This window comes from Vibrio injensis, assembly GCF_001895205.1.
Taxonomy (GTDB): Bacteria; Pseudomonadota; Gammaproteobacteria; order Enterobacterales; family Vibrionaceae; genus Vibrio; species Vibrio injensis.
Genome location: NZ_BDJF01000006.1, coordinates 135,581 through 157,724, shown reverse-complemented (window position 1 = coordinate 157,724; position 22,144 = coordinate 135,581). Strand labels below are relative to the sequence as shown.

Sequence of the window (22,144 nt, the reverse complement as noted above, 5' to 3'; positions counted from 1 at the left end):
ACGCTTAACCAGCTTATGTGTATCTCTCTTAGTGTTCAAGTTTTTCTCTTATCCAGCAGAGCCTTCGAGGAAATATTGTCACTATTCATGATGATAACGATTGCTCCCGATGACGTAGACCATGAAAAAACGTACAATCACATTTTTTATAAACCCAATAGGTCGTTGACATTTTACGAGACAATATTGATTTATCGTGGTCTGTTTATCGTCGTCCACGATCTAATTTTAGATGGGGGAGGAGATGATGAAACTGTTCTTTGCTTCTGACTTGCATGGCGCTTTACCTGCGACCGAAAAAATGTTGCAGCAGTTTATCCAGTCTGGAGCTAATACATTGGTATTATTGGGTGATTTATTGAATCACGGCCCAAGAAACCCGATTCCTGAAGGGTATAACCCAACCGCTGTCGCCGAAAAATTAAATGACTACGCCAAACAAATTATTGCAGTGCGGGGGAATTGCGATAGCGAAGTGGATCAAATGTTATTGGATTTTCCAATCATGAGTGACTTTGCGTGGGTACTCTTACCTTCAGGGCAGCGATTATTTTTAACACATGGCCATCTTTATAACGATAGCCATCTGCCACCTTTATCGCGGGGAGATGCCCTTATACACGGGCATACTCATATCATACGAGCCGAGCGGTGTGATGAATATTACCTATTGAATCCCGGTTCGGTGACTTTTCCTCGCGACCATGGAGTCGCCAGTTTTGCTGTTTTAGATGGCTTTCGTTTCACCATCCATGCCTTTGATGGAGAAATCTTAGCATCGCTTGATCTTTCACAGTAATATTTTTTCTAAGTCATGTTGAGCGCTATTCGTTAGCGATCAACATGACCTAAATCGCGTTGTGGATCGATAATATCTCTGACTCGTTGCTTTAATATTTTTGCTTCAGGGAAGCCATCATCTCTTTTTCGCTCCCAAATTGAGTGTTGGTTACAAAATATCTCAAAACGTCCACCAGTATCTGGGTGTAAAGAGACCATTTCAATTTCTTCACTAAACGTCTGTAACAGCTCTTGGCTCAACCAAGAAGCTCTCAGCATCCATTGGCATTGTCGACAATAATAAATATCAATTTTTGCTTTGTTCATTAATAACTCATGATGTAAAAATGATCGCTACCCATTACCAAACAATACCGTTGAACCATGATTCAAACTGGTGAGTAGTAAGGTTTTCTTATTAATAATATCAATCCTGCGGCTCTGTTGAGCGTCCATCTTAAACAGTTGAGTGATTAACTGCAGCTGCTTGGGCGTAAAATCTTTACTGTAAGAGGATGAGATATCTTTAAATTCTGTCGGTGAAACGAGAAGGTAGTTATCACTGATGCTCCATTCTCCAGACTCAGAGATATTAATAATGTTATCAGGGCGGTCGGCTGATGAAGGCTCAATAGAGTATAACTTGACTCTCGAAACCCGTAAGTAAGTGCCATTTGGCAGATATTTTACGTTTGAAGAAACGTCAACGCGATGCAGAGGCCCCACTGCGTTATTGGGTTGAGTGGTTTCGATTAAAGTAATCATTCTTGATTGCCACTCACGTGACATCAATACATTGTCTAATTTCGTCTCATTCGTCCAATAGATCCAACTACTGACAACCGTTGAGATAAGCAATAAAAATGCAGAGATTTGTTTCGTCATCGTTGTTCCTTACTGGCACACTTTATCGGTGTCATCTGGGTTAGCAAAAATCCGCAAAGTAATATTTTCCCCAGAAAATTGAGGTAAATGAATATAGTTCAAGATCAGTTGACCATTATCACCACCTGTCGCGATCACTTCTTTCAGGATCGTATCATCAGAGCGCATCGAGTGATGCTTTTGGATGCACGATTTAATCAGTGGCAGCCACGTACTTAGATCGGGATGATTGGATTGATCGGCGCGCTGATCACGACATTATTGACGACCGCTAGCTGGCGAAATTGTGAAGAAGACGGCGAGCTAAAAAACAGTACCATAATGGGTAATAAGACAGCACACACTAACATCGCCAGTGAGCGAAGATCGGATAAGCGTTTAGCCGAAGCGGCCTCTTTAGGGCTGATAAAGGTATCGTTAGATTTGCTGGTGATATTAGTATTCATCGCCCCTGAAACTGTGCTCTCATCTTGTTGGATCGCGTTATTGTCTGAGATTGCATCGGGAGCTGTGGTGACTGGCTCTAGTGGCAGAATGGGTTCCACGCTAGCAATAAACTGATAACCACGTTTGGGTACCGTTTTAATGAACAACGGGAGTTTTGTTGAGTCCTTAAGCATTTTTCGCAGTGTAGAAATGGCTTGAGTTAAACTAGAGTCGTCGACTTCAAAGCCTTGTTCTCGCCACACATAATTATGTAGGTCATCACGAGAAATGATTTGGTTAGGATGTTGAACAAACATAGAGAGAATACGACTCTCATTACTGCCGAGCCGAGTTTCTTCTTCTCCGGTTTGATCGACCAATAAGTTTGATGTCGAGTCAAAAATAAACCGATTGGCAAGAATGAATTTGCTAGCTAAATTGCTCATTGAGTTCTTCTTTTTTAATGGTTGTTACTCAAAATGGCCAAGTTCTTCGCGCTTGGTGTTTTACTGTCCTAGCTCTAGGTTATTCGTTCACATTGATGGTTATAAAAATGAGCACCTTCGATGAAACAACCGCTTTTTATCGTTACTTTTTGAAGCAACGCCACTGTATTAAGTCGTTTTTAGTGCTATCGATGACCGCGTTTTCATTAACCTGATCAAAACTTTGCAGTGGTGAAACCTAAAACCAGTAGAGAATAATCAAAAAAAATCCAAAAAACAGTGTTTTTATGTTTTTTGACCTTGAATTTACATTGCCAAGCCACATGTTAATAGCAAATCTATGTTCTTCCTACCCATTTTAGTGTGATGGATAGGGTTTGATATGATACACGGAGCTAAAATGAGCGAGACGACAACCAACAACAAAGAAACACGTGGTTTTCAATCTGAAGTAAAGCAATTACTTCATTTGATGATTCATTCTTTATACTCCAACAAAGAGATCTTTTTACGTGAGTTGATTTCTAATGCTTCTGATGCGGCAGATAAACTGCGCTTCCAAGCGTTATCCAATCCTGATTGGTATCAAGGTGATGCAGAATTAGGCGTCAAACTGTCGTTTGATGCTAAAGCTAATACGTTGACCATTTCAGACAATGGTATCGGGATGAGTCGTGAGGATGTGATTGAGCACTTGGGTACGATTGCGAAATCAGGCACGGCTGAATTCTTTTCTAAGTTGTCGCAAGAGCAGTCTAAAGATTCACAATTAATCGGCCAGTTTGGTGTTGGTTTCTATTCTGCGTTTATTGTTGCCGATGCCGTGACGGTACGTACTCGTGCAGCAGGATTGGCGGCTGATCAAGCAGTACAATGGCACTCACAAGGAGAAGGTGAGTACACCGTTGAAACGATAGAAAAAGCTTCGCGCGGTACCGATATTGTTTTGCACATGCGTGACGAGGGTAAAGAGTTCTTATCTGAGTGGCGTTTACGAGAAATTATCTCTAAATACTCTGATCATATTGGTATTCCAGTTTACATTCAAACATCGGTCCGTGATGATGAAGGGAAAGAAACGGGAGAAGTTAAGTGGGAGCAAATTAACAAGGCTCAAGCCCTATGGACTCGCTCTAAATCTGACGTCAGTGATGAAGAGTATCAAGAGTTTTATAAGCATGTATCCCACGATTTTGCAGATCCGTTGACTTGGAGCCATAACAAAGTTGAAGGGAAAAACGACTACACCAGCTTACTGTATATTCCGGCTAAAGCACCTTGGGATATGTACAACCGTGACCATAAACATGGTTTGAAATTGTACGTACAACGTGTCTTTATCATGGATGATGCTGAGCAGTTCATGCCGTCGTACCTACGTTTTGTTCGTGGATTAATTGACTCTAACGATTTACCGCTCAACGTCTCGCGAGAAATCTTACAAGATAATAAAGTGACTCAATCGCTACGCAATGCTTGTACCAAACGTGTATTGACCATGCTTGAGCGTCTTGCCTCGAACGACAGTGAGAAGTACCAAACGTTTTGGAAAGAGTTTGGTCTCGTGATGAAAGAGGGGCCTGCTGAGGATTTTGCTAATCGTGAAAAAATCGCTGGATTACTGCGTTTTGCCTCAACTCATGAAGACTCTGCACAACAGAACGTGAGCTTAGCTGCGTATGTTGAGCGAATGAAAGAAGGTCAAGAGGTGATTTACTACTTGACGGCAGATAGCTATCTAGCGGCAAAAAACAGCCCTCACTTGGAGCAATTCAAGGCCAAAGGCATTGAAGTCATTCTGATGTACGATCGAATTGATGAGTGGCTGATGAACTACTTAACCGAATTTGATGGTAAATCTTTCCAATCTATTACCAAAGCGGGTTTGGATTTGAGTAAGTTTGACGATGAAGCTGAGAAAGAGAAGCACAAAGAAACGGAGCAAGAGTTTCAAACAGTGGTTGAGCGTATCAAAACTTACTTAGGTTCAAGAGTGAAAGACGTTCGTACCACGTTTAAGCTTGCTTCAACGCCTGCTGTTGTAGTTACCGATGATGGTGAAATGGGCACGCAAATGGCCAAACTATTAGCCGCTGCAGGACAAGCCGTGCCGGAAGTGAAGTATATTTTTGAGATCAACCCGGAGCATAGCATGGTCAAACGCATGGCTGATGAAGCCGATGAGCAAGCATTTGGTCAATGGGTTGAAGTTTTATTGGGACAAGCGATGCTGGCTGAGCGCGGAGCAATGGAAGATCCGACGCCATATGTTAAAGCGGTCAATGAGTTATTAACTCACGCATAACTCTATTGTTTTAAGCGATAAGACCAAACTCGCCATTGTGCGAGTTTGGTCTTTGTGAAGCGGCGTGATTCTTTAGTCTTACTCTGCTCTTTTTGGTGGATTTTATGTTAGAATCACTCGCTTAAATGATTTGACCACCTTGTGTGGTCTCTATTTTAATGACCAGTTTTTATCTTATTATACCGAAACTTACCGTCTCTCAATACCGTTAGGCTGTGAGCTTCGGTATAACACAATTTTCAAAAGAGGATTAAACATGCGCATCATTCTTCTCGGCGCTCCGGGTGCAGGTAAAGGCACACAGGCTCAATTCATCATGGAGAAATATGGTATCCCACAAATTTCTACTGGTGATATGCTACGTGCTGCTATCAAAGCGGGCACTGAGCTTGGTAAAAAAGCGAAATCAGTGATTGACGCTGGTCAGCTTGTTTCTGATGACATTATTTTAGGTCTGATTAAAGAGCGTATCGCTCAAGCTGATTGTGAAAAAGGTTTTTTACTGGATGGTTTTCCTCGCACAATTCCGCAAGCCGATGGTCTTAAAGCGATGGGAATTAACGTGGATTATGTGATTGAATTTGATGTTGCTGATGACGTGATTGTTGAGCGTATGGCGGGTCGTCGAGCGCATCTGCCTTCTGGTCGCACCTATCACGCCATCTATAACCCACCTAAAGTGGCGGGCAAAGACGATATTACCGGTGAAGATTTAGTAGTGCGCGATGATGATAAAGAAGAGACAGTACGTGCTCGTCTTAGTGTCTATCATGACCAAACTGCACCTTTGATCGAATACTATGGCAAAGAAGCAGCGGCTGGCCACACGCAATATTTAAAATTTGATGGTACCAAGCAAGTTGCTGAAGTTAGTGCTGATATTGAAAAAGCGTTGGCATAATTGTCTCCCTGTTGGCAATGTGTTTAGGTAAACTAACGTATTGATCATAAAAGCGACCTTTGCGGTCGCTTTTTTTAAACTTTTTTGTTGTTGGCACGTATTTACTGTTCTGTGTGGAATAAATCAATGGAAGTTATGCAAACGAAAAAAAAGCTTGGTGTACTACTGGCTAATTTAGGTACGCCAGATGAACCTACTCCGAAAGCCGTCAAACGATTTTTAAGTCAGTTTTTACATGATCAGCGTGTAGTTGATTTGACGCGTTGGATATGGTGTCCATTACTCCATGGCATTATTTTACCGTTACGCTCTCCTCGAGTTGCCAAGCTGTATCAATCGGTTTGGATGGAGGAAGGATCGCCGTTGTTGGTTTATTCAAAGCGACAACAAAAGAAACTTCAACAGCGTCTTGGTGTTCCGGTTGAGCTAGGTATGACGTATGGAACCCCAAGTTTACTGAGCGGCGTACAAGCACTACGTGATCAAGGCGTTGAAAAAATAATAGTATTACCGCTCTATCCACAATATTCAGCAACCACAACAGCAGCGGTGTGGGATGGTTTAGCCAAAGCAATGAAAACGCTAAGGGTTATACCCGAGATTGATTTTATTACTGATTACCATGACCACCCCTTATACATTCGTGCGTTAGCTGACAAAGTTCGCACTTCGTGGAGTGAAAGAGGGCAAGGTGATGTATTGATTTGCTCTTATCATGGCATACCGAAACGTTATGCTGATAATGGTGATATTTATCCTCAACACTGCCAGCAAACGACCCATTTACTCGCCCAAGAATTAGGTCTGAGTGATCAACAAGTCATGATGACTTACCAATCGCAGTTTGGTAAAGAGGAGTGGTTGCAGCCCTATACCGACAAAACTATGCAGGCTTTACCTTCACAAGGGGTAAAAAAAATCGATATTCTTTGCCCAGCTTTTGCGGTTGATTGTTTGGAAACCTTGGAAGAAATTAGCGAAGAGAATAAACATCTTTTTCTTGAGGCTGGAGGGGAAGCATTTAATTATATTGCTTGTCTTAATGACTCTGATCGACATATTGAGATGATGGTTGACTTAATCCAGACCCGTTATTAATGCTGTTGTCTAGCGGGAGAGTGTTTCCGTTGTTGGTCAGCAATATAACTAGAGCAGTGTGGCTGTTTGATTCAAAAAATGCTCACACTGGGGAAATGATCAAAAAAGCCAAACGGCGATGTTTGGCTTTTTTGATCAAGGTGACCGCTACAGTAAAGAGAAGCTGTAGAGATCAACCTGTTTATGCTTCAACGGGAGTCAGTGCTTCAACTTCTTCGCTACTACTTTGACAAATTTTGCTCAGCATTGGTGCGATCAAGAAAGTTAAGACGGTAATACCTGCCGTCACATAACCAATTTTTCCAAATACATCACCATAAATAGCCAGTGATTCTTGCGCAGTGGTAATGTGTTGAGGGACGGATGTTAAGCTTGCTACCCATCCAGCAGCAACCGCAGCGGTAGCTGAGGTTAAAAACCACATCCCCATTGCAAATCCCATCATACGTTGTGGGACCAATTGAGCCACCATTGCCAAGCCAAGCCCTGATACTAATAACTCACCGATCGATTGGAATAGATAGCTGATCACTAACCAGTTTGAACTGATGATCCCTTGAGTATTCGCAAAATATGTCGACCAGGAAAGGACCAAGAAAGAAAGTGCGCATAGCCCCATACCAATGGCGAATTTAAATGGCATGGCTAAACGCTCACCCAATTTACCGTATAACATGGCTAATAACGGACTTGCTAACATGATCCAAAATGGATTAAGCGCTTGGAACTGTTCTGGTTCAACGTTAAAGCCAAGTAGCGTTGGGTTAACGTTATGAATGGCGAAAAAGTTTAATGATGTCGGCATTTGGAAGTAGAGCACAAAAAAGACCACTCCTTGTAGCATGAGAGCAAAGGCGACAAGCATTTTTTTACGCTCTAATCCGGTCATGGAAAAGGTTTCTTTAAAATAACAACCTAAGATGGTTAAGCCAGCTATAACTAAAATCATATGGGCTAAGAACAGATTTTGTAATAGATAACTAGAGATAAGGCTTGCGACTACAGAGCCTAGAATAACCACCAGCAATGAACGACGATTGACGGGGTTGAGATCCGCAGGCGAGCCAACTTTTTTGAGCATTTTTAAGCACATCATAAAGTTAACGACTGTGATCGCTAGACCAATCGCACTCACACCAAAAGCCATGCCATATCCTGCACGTTCAGCGACTATTGGAGTGATGATCATCGAAAAGAATGATCCAAGGTTGATGGCCATATAGTACATCGTAAAGGCACCATCGAGTCGAGGATCGTTATCGGCATAAACCTTAGAGAGTAAGCTGGATGGGTTAGCTTTAAATAAGCCATTACCGACAGTGATGAATCCCATCGCGATATAAATCAGTGTAGGCCCTCCCCAGTGACCATCTGTTGTCGATAAGCCTAATAATAGATAACCGACCATTAAAATAATTGCACCAAGAGTGATAGCGCGTTTTGTACCAATGACCTTATCGCCAATCCAACCGCCAGCGGCCACAAATCCGTAAACCAAAGCGGAGAATGCACCAAATAAAACAAAGGAAGCTGACTCACTCATGCCTAAGATTTTGACCATATATACTGTCAAAATCGCTTGCATACCGTAGAAGCCAAAACGCTCCCAAAACTCAATGGAAAAAATCAAATAAAATGACTTCGGTTGCTTGAATATATTCAAGTCAGACATACTGCTCTTCCTGTAAGTGTATCTCTGTTTATCTTACCGCCATGACGATTCGTTAATCGTATTCGAAATGTCGGTAGTGCAGAGATTATTAATCTAGTTGTTATTATTCCCGAATCACGCTTGACGTTGGTATCAACAGAGGTAGCTACTGATTGACGAAAAACATCAAGTCGTGTGGGTTATAAACTTAGTAATAATTTGTTTCATTGTGAGATACGTATACCGATAAGTGTATAGTGCTGCAATACAGTAAATGAAAACTAAGAAACCACTAAAAATGTAATATTTTGAAAAATAAAATATTTTTAACTTTTCTTGATGCTGATGTTAAGTGAAAACTAAGTTTTCATATTTGGTTTTATTTTCAAGGTCGATGAGTGATTGCTTTAACTATTGTTGTCACTTGTTGTTCAGGATCGCTTGATCAATGATTCTCCTTATCAAACAACTGGATAATGTATGATTAATGTTAATATCGGGCACCACTTGTCGAGCGGCGTATTTCTTTGCTTCCCACTTCCAGCTGTTTAGGTATACTTTCTCTCATGCCCAATACATAAGTGGCGCAAATAAAGAATAATTAGAAGGCTGGCTAAGGTTATGAAAGGTTGGTATCTGCTTTATTGTAAGCGAGGCGAACAAGCAAGGGCGAAATGCCATCTTGAGAATCAAGGGGTTGAGTGTTTTTACCCGCAAATGGAAGTTGAGAAGATTCTCCGCGGTAAAAGAAAAAAAGTACAAGAGCCTGTTTTCCCTTCTTATATTTTTGTATGTTTTGATTATAAGCAAGGGCCGACTTTTACGACGGTTCGTTCAACACGTGGTGTCGTTGATTTTGTACGTTTTGGTCCAGAGCCCAAAGAGTTATCAGAAGCGTTAGTAGCAGAGCTAAAAAAATTGGATTATTTGCCACATCGTGAGCAACTTGGATTACCAGAAGTCGGGCAGGAAATTGAAGTCAAAGGTGGTCAGTTTTGTGGTATTCGTGCTTTATATCAAGAGCCGGACGGTGAGGCACGCTCAATGATGTTAGTGCAGATGATTAATCAACCAGTAGTCATTAGTATTGATAATAAAGATTTGGATTTGTAAATGCTACAGAGAGAAATAAGCATCTAAGTTTATTTCTCTACGATGATTTTATAGGATGAAATAAACCATCAAGGCGCGATTAATGCGCCTTGATAGCTAATGGGCTATTTAATTAATAAGCTTCATTGTGTACGGCTTTTACTGCTCGACCTGAAGGGTCAATACAGTTTTTGAAAGACTCATCCCATTCTACGGCCTTGGCAGAGGAGCAGGCGACGGATGGACCACCAGGTACACAGCGTGCTGCAGACTCTAATGGGAACAGCTCTTCAAAGATTTCTCGATACACATAACCTTCTTTGGTTGTTGGTGTATTGTACGGGAAACGGAATTTAGCCGTTGCCATCTGTTGATCGCTAACTTTCGCTTCTGCGGTTGATTTCAAGGTGTCTATCCAGTTATAGCCGACGCCATCGGAAAATTGCTCTTTTTGACGCCAAGCAATCGAATCTGGTAAATAGTCTTGAAAGCATTCGCGTAAGATGTGTTTTTCCATCTTACCATTACCACACATTTTGTCGGCTGGGTTGAGACGCATGGCGACATCAATAAACTCTTTATCCAAGAACGGTACACGCCCTTCAACCCCCCACGCCGCGAGTGATTTATTCGCTCGAGCACAATCAAACAGGTTTAATGCGAGTAGCTTACGGACGGTTTCTTCATGAAACTCTTGCGCATTCGGCGCTTTATGAAAGTAAAGATACCCACCAAATATTTCGTCAGCGCCTTCACCCGATAGCACCATTTTTATACCCATCGCTTTAATTTTTCGTCCGAGTAAAAACATCGGTGTTGAAGCGCGAATGGTTGTCACGTCGTAAGTTTCAATGTGATAAATCACATCACGAATGGCATCCAGTCCTTCTTGAATGGTATAGGTCATTTCATGATGTATTGTGCCGATTTTTTCAGCTACTTCACGAGCGGCTTTTAAATCAGGTGCGCCTTCTAGACCAATGGCAAACGAGTGTAGTTGAGGCCACCACGCGGCTGATTGTTCATCATCTTCAATACGCATTGCGGCGTAACGTTTGGCGATTGCCGAAGTAATAGAAGAATCTAATCCCCCAGATAATAACACGCCATAAGGTACATCGGTCATTAACTGGCGTTTGACCGCCGCTTCTAATGCTTCGGTGAGTTCTTCTTTACTCGATAAGTTATCTTTTACAGCATGGTACTCAGTCCAGTCACGTAAGTAATAACGATGAGGCTCCGGATCGGTTGAGCTAAAGTAGCTGCCTGGAGGGAATTCACTGATCGATTTACAAACTGGCACCAATGCTTTCATTTCTGAGGCGACATAGTAGTTGCCATGCTCATCGTGACCTTGATAGAGCGGGATGATCCCAATATGGTCGCGGCCAATTAGGAATTGATCCTTTTCTTGGTCATAAAGAGCAAAAGCAAAAATACCATTGAGCTCTTCGAGCAATTCAGCACCTTTGTCTTGGTAGAGAGCCAAAATGACTTCACAATCGGAATCGGTTTGAAAGTCGTATTTGTCTTGATAACGGGCACGAATCTCTTTGTGGTTATAAATTTCCCCATTAACAGCAAGAATAAGTTTTTTATCAGGGCTATACAGTGGCTGAGCACCACTATTGAGACCAACAATCGCCAAGCGCTCATGAGCAAGAATAGCGCGTTCAGAAGTGTAAATACCAGACCAATCGGGGCCACGGTGACGTAGCTTTTTAGACATTTCTAAGGCAATTGTCCGTAATGCACTGGCGTCACTTTTAATGTCTAAGATACCAAAGATAGAACACATACCGCTTCCTTAATTAGATGATGTTTAATCAGATGACTTCAATCTGCCATTTTGGTTAAAAAAGGCAATACTTCTTTCTTTAAAAGTTTAATTATTGGTTCTTAAGATGAATTTTATCTAATTTAAATGGCTTTTAGGTGAATGAGGTCTAATTTGTGTCGAATAAAACAGCAGTTTAGATGATGGAGAGGCTAACTGGAAAGGGGAACTCCCCAATAGCGCTAATGATAACGTTCATGGGGAAAATAAGGTGAATCATTGATTTTATAGGTGTTACTTGATGAGTTGGAGGCTAAAACGATGTTTAGTCTTCAAGTAATTTCTGGAGTAAAACACCATTGAGCATGGCTCGTTTTATCATAGCAAAAGCCCCAATCGTAGGTCGCTTGTCAATCGTTGACGCCACAATAGGTAATTGACGATGAAAAGCCTGTAACGACTGATTTTCAACATTACGTAGAATAGCCGGAAAAATAACCTCTTGTGCCGCAGTAATATCACCTGCAATGATGACTTTTTGAGGGTTAAATAAGTTAATCGTCATGGCGATGGCTTTGCCAAGTTGATTACCGACTTGCACTAGGGCTTGCTTCGCTAGCTCATCATCTTGCAAAGCGTGTTGACAGATATCGTCAATGGTTACTTTAGGCAGATCAGATAAACTTGATTTATAACCTTGAGCAAGCCGTTTCTTGACACGAGCGACGATGGCTGGATTACTGGCGACGGTTTCTAAACAACCGAAATTACCGCATTGACACTGTTCACCAAGGGGATCAATTTGGATATGACCGATTTCGCCAACGTTACGGTTGGTCCCTAGAAAAACCTGCCCATTAACAATGATGCCAGCTCCTGTTCCGCGATGCACGCTGACTAGAATCGAATCCTGACAATCTTGGCTCGCGCCAAAGTAGTGTTCAGCCAGCGCCATGCCACGCACATCATTACCGACAAAGCACTCAACATGAAAGTGATCTCGAATAATATCCCCAAGCCCAAGCGCATCAATATCAATATTGGGCATATATTCAACAACCCCGAGCTCAGGATTGACGAGACCGGGTAAAGCAATACCAATCGCAATTAATTGTTTAATATTACTTTGTTGTTGAGCAAGAAAGGCTTTTAAATGATGAATTAAGCCTTCGATTAGCTGAGGTTGATGAGCATAATGGAACTCATAGGAAGAGCAAGCCAGTTCCTGCCCACCCAAATTGTATAGACCCAACTGAATATAATCGCGACCTAATCTGACGGCGATAGAATGGAATGGTTCGACTTCTGTGGTCAAAGAGATCGCACGACGTCCACCAGTAGAGGCCTGTTGTGCGACTTCTTTAATTAATCCTCTTTCAAGGAGTTGGCGGGTTATTTTTGTCACGCTTGCTGGTGCAAGTTGACTGACATCGGCAACTTGGATGCGCGAAATTGGCCCCTGTTGGTCGATTAAGCGATAAACAGCTGCGCTATTGAGCTGTTTAACGAGATCTACATTACCTATTTGTCCGCCATTCATGATTATTTTTGCTCGTATTGTCCATTCACTACTGTCGCTTTTACATTGAAGTCGCGGTCGAAAATGGTCAGGTTGGCAATATAGCCGGGTTTAATACGACCTAACTTATTATCAACACCGATGGCTTTAGCTGGGTATAAGCTGGCCATCCGCAATGCTTCATCTAAAGCGATACCGACATGCTCAACCGTATTCTGGACTGCTTCAATCATCGTTAGGGCTGAGCCGCCAAGTGTACCGTGTTCATCGACACACTTGCCGTCTCGGTAATATACTTTCTTACCGACAAAAATAAAGTAATCCATTTCAGCACCTGCAGGAGCTGTGGCATCGGTCACTAATACGAGCTTATCGCCTTTTATTTTGTGAGCAATTCGGATGTTAGCGTAGTCAACATGAAAACCATCAGCGATAACTCCTGTGTAAACCTCAGGAGTATCATAAATAGCGCCCACTACACCCGGTTCTCGACCAGCCATCGGTGTCATGGCATTAAAAAGATGAGTTGCGAAGGAGATACCAGCAGCGAAGCTTTTACGCGCTTCTGCATAAGTGGCATTACTGTGACCGATAGATACGATAATGCCTGCGTCAACAAGTTGCTCAACATGCTTCAAGTCATTATTTTCTGGTGCTAAAGTGACCTTAGTTACGACATCGCTATTTTGACAAATGACGTCGATCATCGCTTGATCTGACTGACGAATGAAGTCAACGCTATGAATGCCTTTTTTCATCACATTCAAATAAGGCCCTTCTAAATGCAGACCAAGGGATTGGTGTGGGTATTTATTTTGGTACTCACGTTGTGCGCGGATGGCTTGTTGAATATCGTTATCTGACGAGGTGATGAGTGTTGGGAGAAAACTAGTACAACCCGACTTTAGGTTCGCTTGATGCATTATTTGGATAGTATCCGCCGTGATTTGGTCATTAAACATCACACCACCACAACCATTCAGTTGTAAATCAATAAACCCAGGGCAGAGATTGGCACCATTAAGATCTATATGACGTATCGATGAAGGAAGTTGACTTGTTGGGCAAATAGCTTGAATAAGATCGTTATCCACGATAACGGCATGATCAGTTAACTTATCACTACCAGTGTAGATTTTGCAGTTTGTGAGCGCATACATAATCAGTTAATCCTTAATCTATCGGGGGAGTATTCATGGTGTTGATACTCTTACGATTTGAAGCCAGTGTACTGTTACTCAGAGCGATGACAACTAATGTTAGGCCAGCCAATAGATGAAGCGTTTTTCTGGCTAGTCTCTTCCTATAGTCGGTCGAGTATCTCAACTTCAATTAGTTCGCGAAATATCTATCCATCGTGTACTTATAAATATCGTAAACAAAAATAAGTTTTTAAAAACTTTGTTATACAAAGGAATCATTACTGGATTGGTTGCTGAGTTCGCTCATTACCTATCCTTTATAAGCTATCTTTCAGGTTAAGGATAGCGACAAAGCTTTGTTTTTTTATATTGTAAAATAAGTTTTATGATCCTGCTAGCAAAATTACTTTATTTCGCTTATTTCTGGTGATTATGATCACAATTGATAAGGTTTTAATTTGCGGAGCAAAATTAATGGCATACACTGACAGTGACTAAATTGGGCGATCAAAATAAGTAGCTCAACATATACAAAAATCCTATAGGGGGAACTTAAGGTGAATATTCTTGGATATTTTCAAAAAGTAGGTAAGGCCCTGATGGTGCCTGTCGCAACGTTACCTGCGGCAGCCATTTTGATGGGTGTTGGCTACTGGATTGACCCAACGGGCTGGGGTGCAAACTCCGCCGTCGCGGCATTCCTAATTAAAGCGGGCGCAGCCATTATTGATAACATGTCGGTACTGTTTGCAATTGGTGTCGCATTTGGGATGTCAAAAGATAAAGATGGCTCAGCGGCATTGGCTGGTTTTGTGGGCTTCTTAGTGGTAACAACTCTACTCTCACCAGGGTCAGTAGCACAGATTCAGGGTATTGATCTTGCTGATGTTCCTGCGGCTTTTGGCAAAATTAATAACCAATTTGTCGGCATTCTGGTCGGTATTATTTCAGCGGAAATCTATAATCGTTATTCAACGGTTGAGTTACATAAAGCGCTCGCCTTTTTCTCTGGTAAGCGTTTAGTTCCGATACTGACCTCATTCGCTGGTATCCTTATCGCCTTCGTACTAATGTACGTTTGGCCTGCCGTTTACGGTGGTTTGGTTTCTTTTGGCGAATCTATCCAAGGTTTGGGGGCAACGGGTGCTGGTATCTACGCATTTTTCAACCGTCTATTGATCCCTGTGGGTTTACACCATGCACTTAACTCTGTGTTTTGGTTTGATGTTGCAGGTATTAATGATATTCCGAATTTCCTTGGTGGTGCAAAATCGATCGCTGAAGGTGTCGCTATTCCTGGCGTAACAGGTATGTACCAAGCGGGTTTCTTCCCGATCATGATGTTCGGTTTACCCGGTGCAGCGTTGGCTATTTATCATACCTCTACTGCGAAAAATAAAGAAAAAGTGGCGGGCATCATGATTGCCGCAGGTTTTGCTTCCTTCTTTACCGGGGTGACAGAGCCGCTAGAATTCTCGTTCATGTTCCTTGCACCGCTATTATACCTTTTACATGCTGTGCTTACGGGTATTTCGGTCTTTATCGCCGCTTCAATGCAGTGGATAGCGGGTTTTGGCTTCTCCGCTGGTTTGGTCGATATGGTGCTGTCTTCACGTAACCCATTGGCGGTACAGTGGTACATGCTGATTGTTCAAGGTTTAGTATTCTTTGTTATCTACTATGTGGTTTTCCGTACTGTAATTTTGAAGTTTGGTTTAAAAACGCCAGGTCGTGAAGATGATGACGAAGCCGTGAGCTCGGTTAAAGGTTCACAAGAGTCTTCTGAATTAGCAAAACAGTACTTAGAAGTACTTGGTGGCCATGAAAACTTATCGAATATTGATGCTTGTATTACTCGTTTACGTTTAACCGTAAAAGACATGTCAATCATCGATGAGAAACAGTTAAAAGCATTAGGTGCAATGGGTGTGGTTAAATTAGGTACCAATAATTTACAAGTCATTCTTGGTCCTTTAGCGGAAATCATTGCTGGTGAAATGAAATCAATAGATTCCAAATCACAACAATAATCTCTCAATCGCGAAGCGAGCTGAACACTACGGTGAGCGGCCTCGATAGCTGGTGATTATTCTCAAGCCTTCACATTAGTGAAGGCTTTTGTTTTACTTGCGAAAAGATCCTGATTGACATCGTTAGGGTATAAAACGATAGATTAGGTCACTTATACCACCAGTTGTGGTAAATATTCGTCTGAAAACCGCAGTTTTTATTGTGAAATAGGGCGGAATTGTGGATGATTGGTGGTAATGCCTATGTTGAGTTGGAGATCGCCAACTCATAACGTAGAAAATCATTTCTGACAATACTAATAAATTTTTGAGGTGCTATAGATGAGTGAAGCTGAGGCTCGTCCATCGAATTTCATTCGCCAAATTATTGATAAAGATTTAGCGGATGGTAAACACACTAGCGTACAGACTCGTTTTCCGCCAGAACCGAACGGTTATCTACATATTGGTCATGCGAAGTCGATTTGTCTGAATTTTGGTATTGCCCAAGACTATCAAGGCCAGTGTAATCTGCGTTTTGATGACACCAACCCAGAAAAAGAAGATCTTGAATACGTTGAATCCATTAAAAAAGACGTTAATTGGCTAGGCTTTGAGTGGTCTGGTCATGTTCGTTATTCATCCGATTACTTCGACCAACTGTATTTGTACGCAGTAGAACTGATCAATAAAGGGTTGGCTTATGTTGAAGAGCTAACACCTGAGCAAATTCGTGAATACCGTGGCACATTGACCCAAGCAGGTAAAAATAGCCCATATCGTGATCGTCCGATTGAAGAAAACCTGGCTTTATTTGAAAAAATGCGTGCTGGTGAGTTTGCTGAGGGCCAAGCTTGTCTTCGTGCAAAAATTGATATGGCGTCTTCATTTATGGTGATGCGTGATCCAGTGTTATATCGCGTGCGTTTTGCAGAACATCACCAAACCGGCGATAAATGGTGCATTTATCCGATGTATGATTTCACGCACTGTATCTCTGATGCGCTCGAAGGCATTACTCACTCATTGTGTACTCTGGAATTTCAAGACAACCGCCGTTTATACGATTGGGTATTAGACAACATCACCATTGATTGTCACCCAAGGCAGTATGAATTCAGCCGTCTAAATCTAGAATACACCGTAATGTCAAAACGTAAGCTCAATCAGTTGGTGGTTGAAAAGCTGGTCGAAGGGTGGGATGACCCACGCATGCCGACCATTTCTGGCTTACGACGCCGTGGTTTTACTCCTGCTTCTATTCGCGAGTTCTGTAAGCGCATTGGGGTCACTAAACAAGATAATATGATTGAGTTTAGCTCTCTTGAGTCTTGTATCCGTGACGATCTCAATGAGAATGCACCTCGTGCTATGGCTGTACTTGATCCAGTGAAAATTGTCATTGAAAATTTTGCTGAAAATAGTGTTGAGCCGCTTACGGTCGCCAATCATCCGAATAAACCAGAGATGGGTGAGCGAGAAGTGTCTTTCACGCGTGAAATTTGGATTGAACGTGAAGATTTCCGTGAAGAAGGCAACAAAAAGTATAAGCGTTTGGTCTTAGGCAAAGAAGTGCGCCTACGTGGTGCTTATATCATTAAAGCTGAGCGTGTTGAGAAAGATCAACAAGGTAACATCACGACGATTTACTGCACTTATGATCCAGACACGCTAGGCAAAAATCCAGCCGATGGACGTAAAGTCAAAGGGGTGATTCACTGGGTTTCAGCAGATAAAGCATTGCCTGCTCAATTCCGTTTATACGATCGTCTATTTACGGTGGCAAATCCTGCCGCTGCGGATAACTTTGCGGCAACAATTAACCCTGACTCATTGATCACCATGCATGGTTTTGTCGAACCAAGCTTGAAGGATGCTCTGCCTGAATTTGGTTATCAGTTTGAACGTATGGGATATTTCTGCGCAGATATCAAAGACTCGCGACCTGATTCGCTAGTTTTTAACCGTACGGTTGGTTTGCGTGATACTTGGGCAAAAATAGACCAAGAATAAACAGATTATGATTGCCCATTGGCATTCACTTAAAGCCAACCGACGTAAGGTTGGCTTTTTTATTGGTTTTCTTTGCCATATGACAATGTGAGTCGTGATGTCTGCTTGCCCCTACTCGTATCTTCAAGTAGCTTAGAATAAGGTTTGCTGTAGAGAACAGCGCAGGTCAGCGTGATATTTATGTGAGATTCCTGCGATTATTGTAGGTAAGGCACATTTTTTGTATTAGTCCCTATAGTTTTACTGGGGTAATCCGATATATTTAATAGATCGTTGTATGCCCATCTTACTTAACGTTGCAGCGGTGTTAGGCTGTGCCAGTTTTAGTTGGGTTTATATTCACGGAGATTCACGCACTTGCCGTCTACCTACATTGTTAAGTTATTTAGGTTATATTCATTTTTAAAGCACAGAGCTGAGCCTTTTATGCGTCAATTTTTTAAGCGATGGCTATTGCCATTAACAATAGCCGCCGTGACTCAGACTTCTATCGTTAGTGCGGAAGTCATTCGTCTCATTGGTCCGAACGGTGAAGTGCAATCTGCTCCGCGTTTTAGTCGTGATGTTGGACAAAATAACCCCAATAATTCTGAGCCTTCACGCTTCTTTGGTCCCACATCGTCTCAAGATACATTGTGGTCTATTGCTACGCAATTAAGGCCATCAGCCAACGTGTCGGTTCAACAAACCTTATTAGCTATTTATCGTTTAAACCCTCAAGCGTTTGAAAATCAAAATATTCATAGTTTATTGCCCGGAAGCACTCTACGAATACCATCAATTGAGCAGATTAGTCGTGCATCAACGCAAGAAGCAATCACGATTATGACGGCTCATCAAGCGCGTTTAACCGGGTCACCAGAGCCGATGGTCGTTTCTACGCCTACGCCAGTACGCGCTCCTGTCGTATCACCAGAACCACCCGTCGTTGAACAACTGACGCCAAGCGTTGCTCCTGATCCAATCCCTGCACCTGCGCCACTCACTGACGTTGCGCAAGCCGAACTTCTTGCTTTAGAAGAAAAAAATCATCAGTTACGACTTCTATTAGCACAAATGCAATCTGAGGTAAGCGAATTAAAACATGAATTGGGTGATGACAATAGAATCCGCGCTGAAGTTGAACGCTTATTAAATGAAGACCGACGTAATAATCAACAGATTCAGCAAGGCCCTTCTACGTGGGAACAATTATTATCCAGTACTTGGTTTGTCGGGCTATTAGCACTGATACCTGGTTTATTGATCGCGGGTATAGTCATGCTTTTATTGAGTCGCCGCTCGAAAGCCGACCAACCAGAGCCAGTACAACCATCAACAGAAGAGAAAGTCGCCCCACCACCAGTAGCTCCAGTTATGCCAGAGGGGGAATTAGGTGATGATGACCTTTTGCTCGATGACGATCTCTTCGGTGAATCAGATAGTAGCGAGATACTTTATGGCGATGATATGGCCGAAGAGGATGTTTTTGCTTCTCTTGATGAAGGCGATATAGATTTAAATCTTGATGAAGATGACGATCCTTTCGCTGGTATTGATGATGATGGTGATTTGGATACTAATTTTGCCGATTTAGCGGAAAATCAGCCATCAAGTGATGAACTTGATGAAGAAGATTTTGATCTTGCTGAAGAAGATCCACTTTCTCAAGACGCGATGGATGCTTTATTAGCCGGTGACGAGGATGAGCTTTTATCAGGCAATGAAGTTGATCAAGCGTTACTTGATGAGTTACTCATGGAAGCTGAGGTCGATGAGGCAGAACTTGATTTAGACAGTCAACTTGATGAACTTAAAGCAGACAGTATTGATATTGGTAATGAGCCGAATATTACCTCAGATGAAGAATTGGACTCGCTTTTAGACAGTATTCAATCACAAGAGGCGGAACCTGAGCACAGCGATGAAGTGCTCGATGATTTATTAGATGGTTTGGTTGGGGACGATCTGGATCTTTCCTTGGACGATGATAGTACCGAATTACTCGATGAATTATTGGTGAGTGATGAGTTATCGGAACAAGATTTAGATACCGCCGTTGATAAATTACTTGATGAGCTGCTTGATGAACCTGACGTTGATGAAGCGCTATCATTCGATCATGATAGCCCCACATTGTTGGATGAATGGATTGATGAGCAAGAACCAAAAGTAGAGGTCAATGAGTCGATCGAATCTGCTCCAGAAGAGCCGAACGATGTATCGTTGGATGATGGTACGGAGTTTCTCGATGAGCTACTCGAAATTGAACAGCAGGCCGAAGCTGAAGATAGTGAGTTCGATAGTAATAACTTTATCGATGACCTGATTAGTAATGCTCCAGCGCAAGATCCGCTTCTTGATGACGTTCTTCTTGAAGATAAGGATGAATCAACGCCTGATCAGCCAATAGATGAAGATGACTTTGATTTTGACCCTCAAATTGAAGGGAGCGAGGCGGCAAGTGCCAGCAGCACACCAGAACCAATAGCGAATGAATTTGGTGTTCCACAAGATGAGGATTGGTTAATCGATGATGAGGATTCTGAAGACGTTGACGTCGACGTCAGCGAATCCTCAGCAACAGTCGATTCACCTGAAGAAATACTAGAGGTTGAAGAAGGCGAGAAAACAGATATTGAATCGAGCTTTGAAAGTGAAGATCAAACCTCTATTACGACCGATGGTGAGCCACAAGCTGCGCAAAGTGACCCTATTGAGTCAGAGAATGACCCGTTAACCCAGCAAACCGAGGTTAGCGATGTTGAGCATTTAATCGATGAAGAGCCTGATGCGCCAGTTTTACCAGAAACAGAAGGGCCGCTAAGCATTGATGAGAGTGAGCTTGCCGAATATACCGAGCAAGACGCCTTGGCGGATTTAGACGATGATGTTGAGCAACTCGATACTGATTCGGTAACAGAGTCATCGAGCGTTACTACTGATTCTGAAGACGCCGATGAGAATGATGCTGTTCAAGCGGAACAGCATGTGCCAAGTGAAGAAGAGTCATTATCCGTTGATAGCGATGAGTTAGAGAATGATGATTTAGACTCAGATCCAGAACCTGAAAGCAGTCTTGTCAATCAAGTGGTAGAGCAACCAGACACGCAAGAAGATCAAGCGCCGTCATTTGATTTGGATTCGATGTTAGAAAGTGTTGATGACGATGATCGGCTGAGTGATATTGAGCAGCTTGAACCCCAGCAGTCTGATTCTGATAGTGAGGATATCGCCTTTGATGCCGCTCTAGAGACCATTGAGGATGAAGACCCTGAATCGATAGATGAGAATGTTCAGCATGCTGAACCGTCAGAAGATGGTCCATTAAGTATCGATGAGAGTGAGCTTGCCGAGTATACCGAGCAAGACGCTTTGGCGGATTTAGACGATGATGTTGAGGTAGTCGATGCGGACTCGGTAACAGAGCCCTCGACGGTTGATACTGATCTTCAAGGGGCCGATGAGGGTAACGATGCTGTTCAAGTAGAGCCGCCCACGCCAAGCGAAGAAGAGTTATTATCCCTCGATGAAGATGAGCCTGAGAGTGATGATTTAGACTCTGAACCAGAGCTCGAAAGCAGTCTTGTCAATCAGGTCGCTGAACAAGAAACGCTTGAACAGCAACCAGACACGCAACAAGAGCAAGTGTCATCGTTAGATGCGGATGTGGTGGTAGAAAGTCGTGACCACGTTGATGAAGTGTTAACTGAATCCGTCGAATCGCCTGAACTTGCTCAGCCGGACAGTAAAGATCCATCCAGTGATGTCGATGACGCTATTGACGAACCTGATGACTCAGCCGTTGAGCCATATTCAGAGCAAGAAGACGGCCCATTAAGTTTTGATGAGAGCGAGCTTGCTGAATATACCGAGCAAGATGCCCTAGCCGATACGGAATTTGAAACCGAATCAGAGGTTATTTTTGATGGTGATGAAGACGCTGATGAACTTGATGACATCATGGCTAACTTTGAACAACAAGAGGCGTTACAAACGCCACCTCAGGTTGCTGAACAAAGTGACGGGATAGACAGTACTTTAGAGTTGACGGAGCAGCAAGACACCGCTTCAATCTCTGCAGAGCCAGAGCCAGAGCCAGAGCCAGAGCCAGAGCCAGA

Annotated in this window: 14 protein-coding genes and 1 pseudogene; 8 read left to right on the top strand and 7 right to left on the bottom strand. The window is 42.6% G+C overall.

Annotation, left to right across the window (positions count from 1 at the left end):
* The first annotated feature begins 247 nt into the window (after window positions 1-247).
* Window positions 248-799, top strand: coding sequence for a phosphodiesterase (gene yfcE / locus BSR11_RS00860; RefSeq protein ID WP_072668624.1), 552 nt, complete (start codon window positions 248-250; stop codon window positions 797-799).
* A gap of 32 nt (window positions 800-831) precedes the next feature.
* Here the strand turns inward: yfcE and BSR11_RS00855 are convergent, their stop codons facing one another.
* The 3 genes and pseudogenes from BSR11_RS00855 to BSR11_RS00845 all read right to left on the bottom strand — a co-directional run bounded on the left by BSR11_RS00855 (window position 832) and on the right by BSR11_RS00845 (window position 2,537).
* A complete protein-coding gene (locus tag BSR11_RS00855) occupies window positions 832-1,107 on the bottom strand; it encodes an Rdx family protein (protein WP_072668623.1) in 276 nt (91 codons plus the stop codon).
* Between the two features lie 27 nt (window positions 1,108-1,134).
* Window positions 1,135-1,665 carry a regulatory protein ToxS gene (locus BSR11_RS00850; protein ID WP_072668622.1) on the bottom strand — a complete coding sequence of 177 codons (531 nt, stop codon included), beginning with the start codon at window positions 1,663-1,665 and terminating at the stop codon, window positions 1,135-1,137.
* Window positions 1,666-1,674: 9 nt separating this feature from the next.
* Window positions 1,675-2,537 (bottom strand): annotated as a pseudogene (locus BSR11_RS00845) (winged helix-turn-helix domain-containing protein).
* Window positions 2,538-2,937: 400 nt separating this feature from the next.
* Here BSR11_RS00845 and htpG point away from each other — a divergent pair.
* From htpG to hemH, 3 genes are all read left to right on the top strand, one after another.
* On the top strand, window positions 2,938-4,842 hold the full coding sequence (gene htpG, locus BSR11_RS00835) for a molecular chaperone HtpG (protein ID WP_072668620.1): 1,905 nt from the start codon (window positions 2,938-2,940) through the stop codon (window positions 4,840-4,842).
* Between the two features lie 256 nt (window positions 4,843-5,098).
* The gene (gene adk / locus BSR11_RS00830) at window positions 5,099-5,743 is read left to right on the top strand and encodes an adenylate kinase (protein ID WP_072668619.1); all 645 of its coding nucleotides are present in this window, start codon (window positions 5,099-5,101) and stop codon (window positions 5,741-5,743) included.
* A gap of 135 nt (window positions 5,744-5,878) precedes the next feature.
* Window positions 5,879-6,841 (top strand): ferrochelatase, encoded by a 963-nt coding sequence (hemH, locus tag BSR11_RS00825; protein WP_072668953.1) that lies wholly within the window; start codon window positions 5,879-5,881, stop codon window positions 6,839-6,841.
* A 181-nt stretch (window positions 6,842-7,022) separates the two neighbouring features.
* Here hemH and dtpA read toward each other — a convergent pair whose 3' ends face one another.
* Window positions 7,023-8,513, bottom strand: coding sequence for a dipeptide/tripeptide permease DtpA (gene dtpA / locus BSR11_RS00820; RefSeq protein ID WP_072668618.1), 1,491 nt, complete (start codon window positions 8,511-8,513; stop codon window positions 7,023-7,025).
* A gap of 600 nt (window positions 8,514-9,113) precedes the next feature.
* On the opposite strand from dtpA, the gene rfaH reads away from it, so the two are divergent.
* The gene (gene rfaH / locus BSR11_RS00815; protein ID WP_072668617.1) at window positions 9,114-9,605 is read left to right on the top strand and encodes a transcription/translation regulatory transformer protein RfaH; all 492 of its coding nucleotides are present in this window, start codon (window positions 9,114-9,116) and stop codon (window positions 9,603-9,605) included.
* Between the two features lie 112 nt (window positions 9,606-9,717).
* Here rfaH and asnB read toward each other — a convergent pair whose 3' ends face one another.
* The 3 genes from asnB to nagA all read right to left on the bottom strand — a co-directional run bounded on the left by asnB (window position 9,718) and on the right by nagA (window position 14,040).
* On the bottom strand, window positions 9,718-11,382 hold the full coding sequence (asnB, locus tag BSR11_RS00810; RefSeq protein ID WP_072668616.1) for an asparagine synthase B: 1,665 nt from the start codon (window positions 11,380-11,382) through the stop codon (window positions 9,718-9,720).
* A 304-nt stretch (window positions 11,383-11,686) separates the two neighbouring features.
* Window positions 11,687-12,901 (bottom strand): DNA-binding transcriptional regulator NagC, encoded by a 1,215-nt coding sequence (nagC, locus tag BSR11_RS00805; protein ID WP_072668615.1) that lies wholly within the window; start codon window positions 12,899-12,901, stop codon window positions 11,687-11,689.
* A gap of 2 nt (window positions 12,902-12,903) precedes the next feature.
* A complete protein-coding gene (gene nagA, locus BSR11_RS00800) occupies window positions 12,904-14,040 on the bottom strand; it encodes an N-acetylglucosamine-6-phosphate deacetylase (RefSeq protein WP_072668614.1) in 1,137 nt (378 codons plus the stop codon).
* 539 nt (window positions 14,041-14,579) lie between these two features.
* Between nagA and nagE the strand changes: the two genes are divergently transcribed.
* From nagE to BSR11_RS00785, 3 genes are all read left to right on the top strand, one after another.
* Window positions 14,580-16,052 carry an N-acetylglucosamine-specific PTS transporter subunit IIBC gene (nagE, locus tag BSR11_RS00795; protein WP_072668613.1) on the top strand — a complete coding sequence of 491 codons (1,473 nt, stop codon included), beginning with the start codon at window positions 14,580-14,582 and terminating at the stop codon, window positions 16,050-16,052.
* A 321-nt stretch (window positions 16,053-16,373) separates the two neighbouring features.
* Window positions 16,374-18,044, top strand: coding sequence for a glutamine--tRNA ligase (glnS, locus tag BSR11_RS00790; protein ID WP_072668612.1), 1,671 nt, complete (start codon window positions 16,374-16,376; stop codon window positions 18,042-18,044).
* Between the two features lie 426 nt (window positions 18,045-18,470).
* Window positions 18,471-22,144: FimV/HubP family polar landmark protein (locus tag BSR11_RS00785; protein WP_072668611.1), on the top strand; the 3,674-nt coding region annotated here is incomplete at its 3' end.

Excerpts from the sequence above, each read along its gene's own strand:
- yfcE (WP_072668624.1), top strand. The coding sequence starts at position 248 with ATGAAACTGTTCTTTGCTTCTGACTTGCATGGCGCTTTACCTGCGACC.
- BSR11_RS00855 (WP_072668623.1), bottom strand. The coding sequence starts at position 1,107 with ATGAACAAAGCAAAAATTGATATTTATTATTGTCGACAATGCCAATGG.
- BSR11_RS00850 (WP_072668622.1), bottom strand. The coding sequence starts at position 1,665 with ATGACGAAACAAATCTCTGCATTTTTATTGCTTATCTCAACGGTTGTC.
- htpG (WP_072668620.1), top strand. The coding sequence starts at position 2,938 with ATGAGCGAGACGACAACCAACAACAAAGAAACACGTGGTTTTCAATCT.
- adk (WP_072668619.1), top strand. The coding sequence starts at position 5,099 with ATGCGCATCATTCTTCTCGGCGCTCCGGGTGCAGGTAAAGGCACACAG.
- hemH (WP_072668953.1), top strand. The coding sequence starts at position 5,879 with ATGCAAACGAAAAAAAAGCTTGGTGTACTACTGGCTAATTTAGGTACG.
- dtpA (WP_072668618.1), bottom strand. The coding sequence starts at position 8,513 with ATGTCTGACTTGAATATATTCAAGCAACCGAAGTCATTTTATTTGATT.
- rfaH (WP_072668617.1), top strand. The coding sequence starts at position 9,114 with ATGAAAGGTTGGTATCTGCTTTATTGTAAGCGAGGCGAACAAGCAAGG.
- asnB (WP_072668616.1), bottom strand. The coding sequence starts at position 11,382 with ATGTGTTCTATCTTTGGTATCTTAGACATTAAAAGTGACGCCAGTGCA.
- nagC (WP_072668615.1), bottom strand. The coding sequence starts at position 12,901 with ATGAATGGCGGACAAATAGGTAATGTAGATCTCGTTAAACAGCTCAAT.
- nagA (WP_072668614.1), bottom strand. The coding sequence starts at position 14,040 with ATGTATGCGCTCACAAACTGCAAAATCTACACTGGTAGTGATAAGTTA.
- glnS (WP_072668612.1), top strand. The coding sequence starts at position 16,374 with ATGAGTGAAGCTGAGGCTCGTCCATCGAATTTCATTCGCCAAATTATT.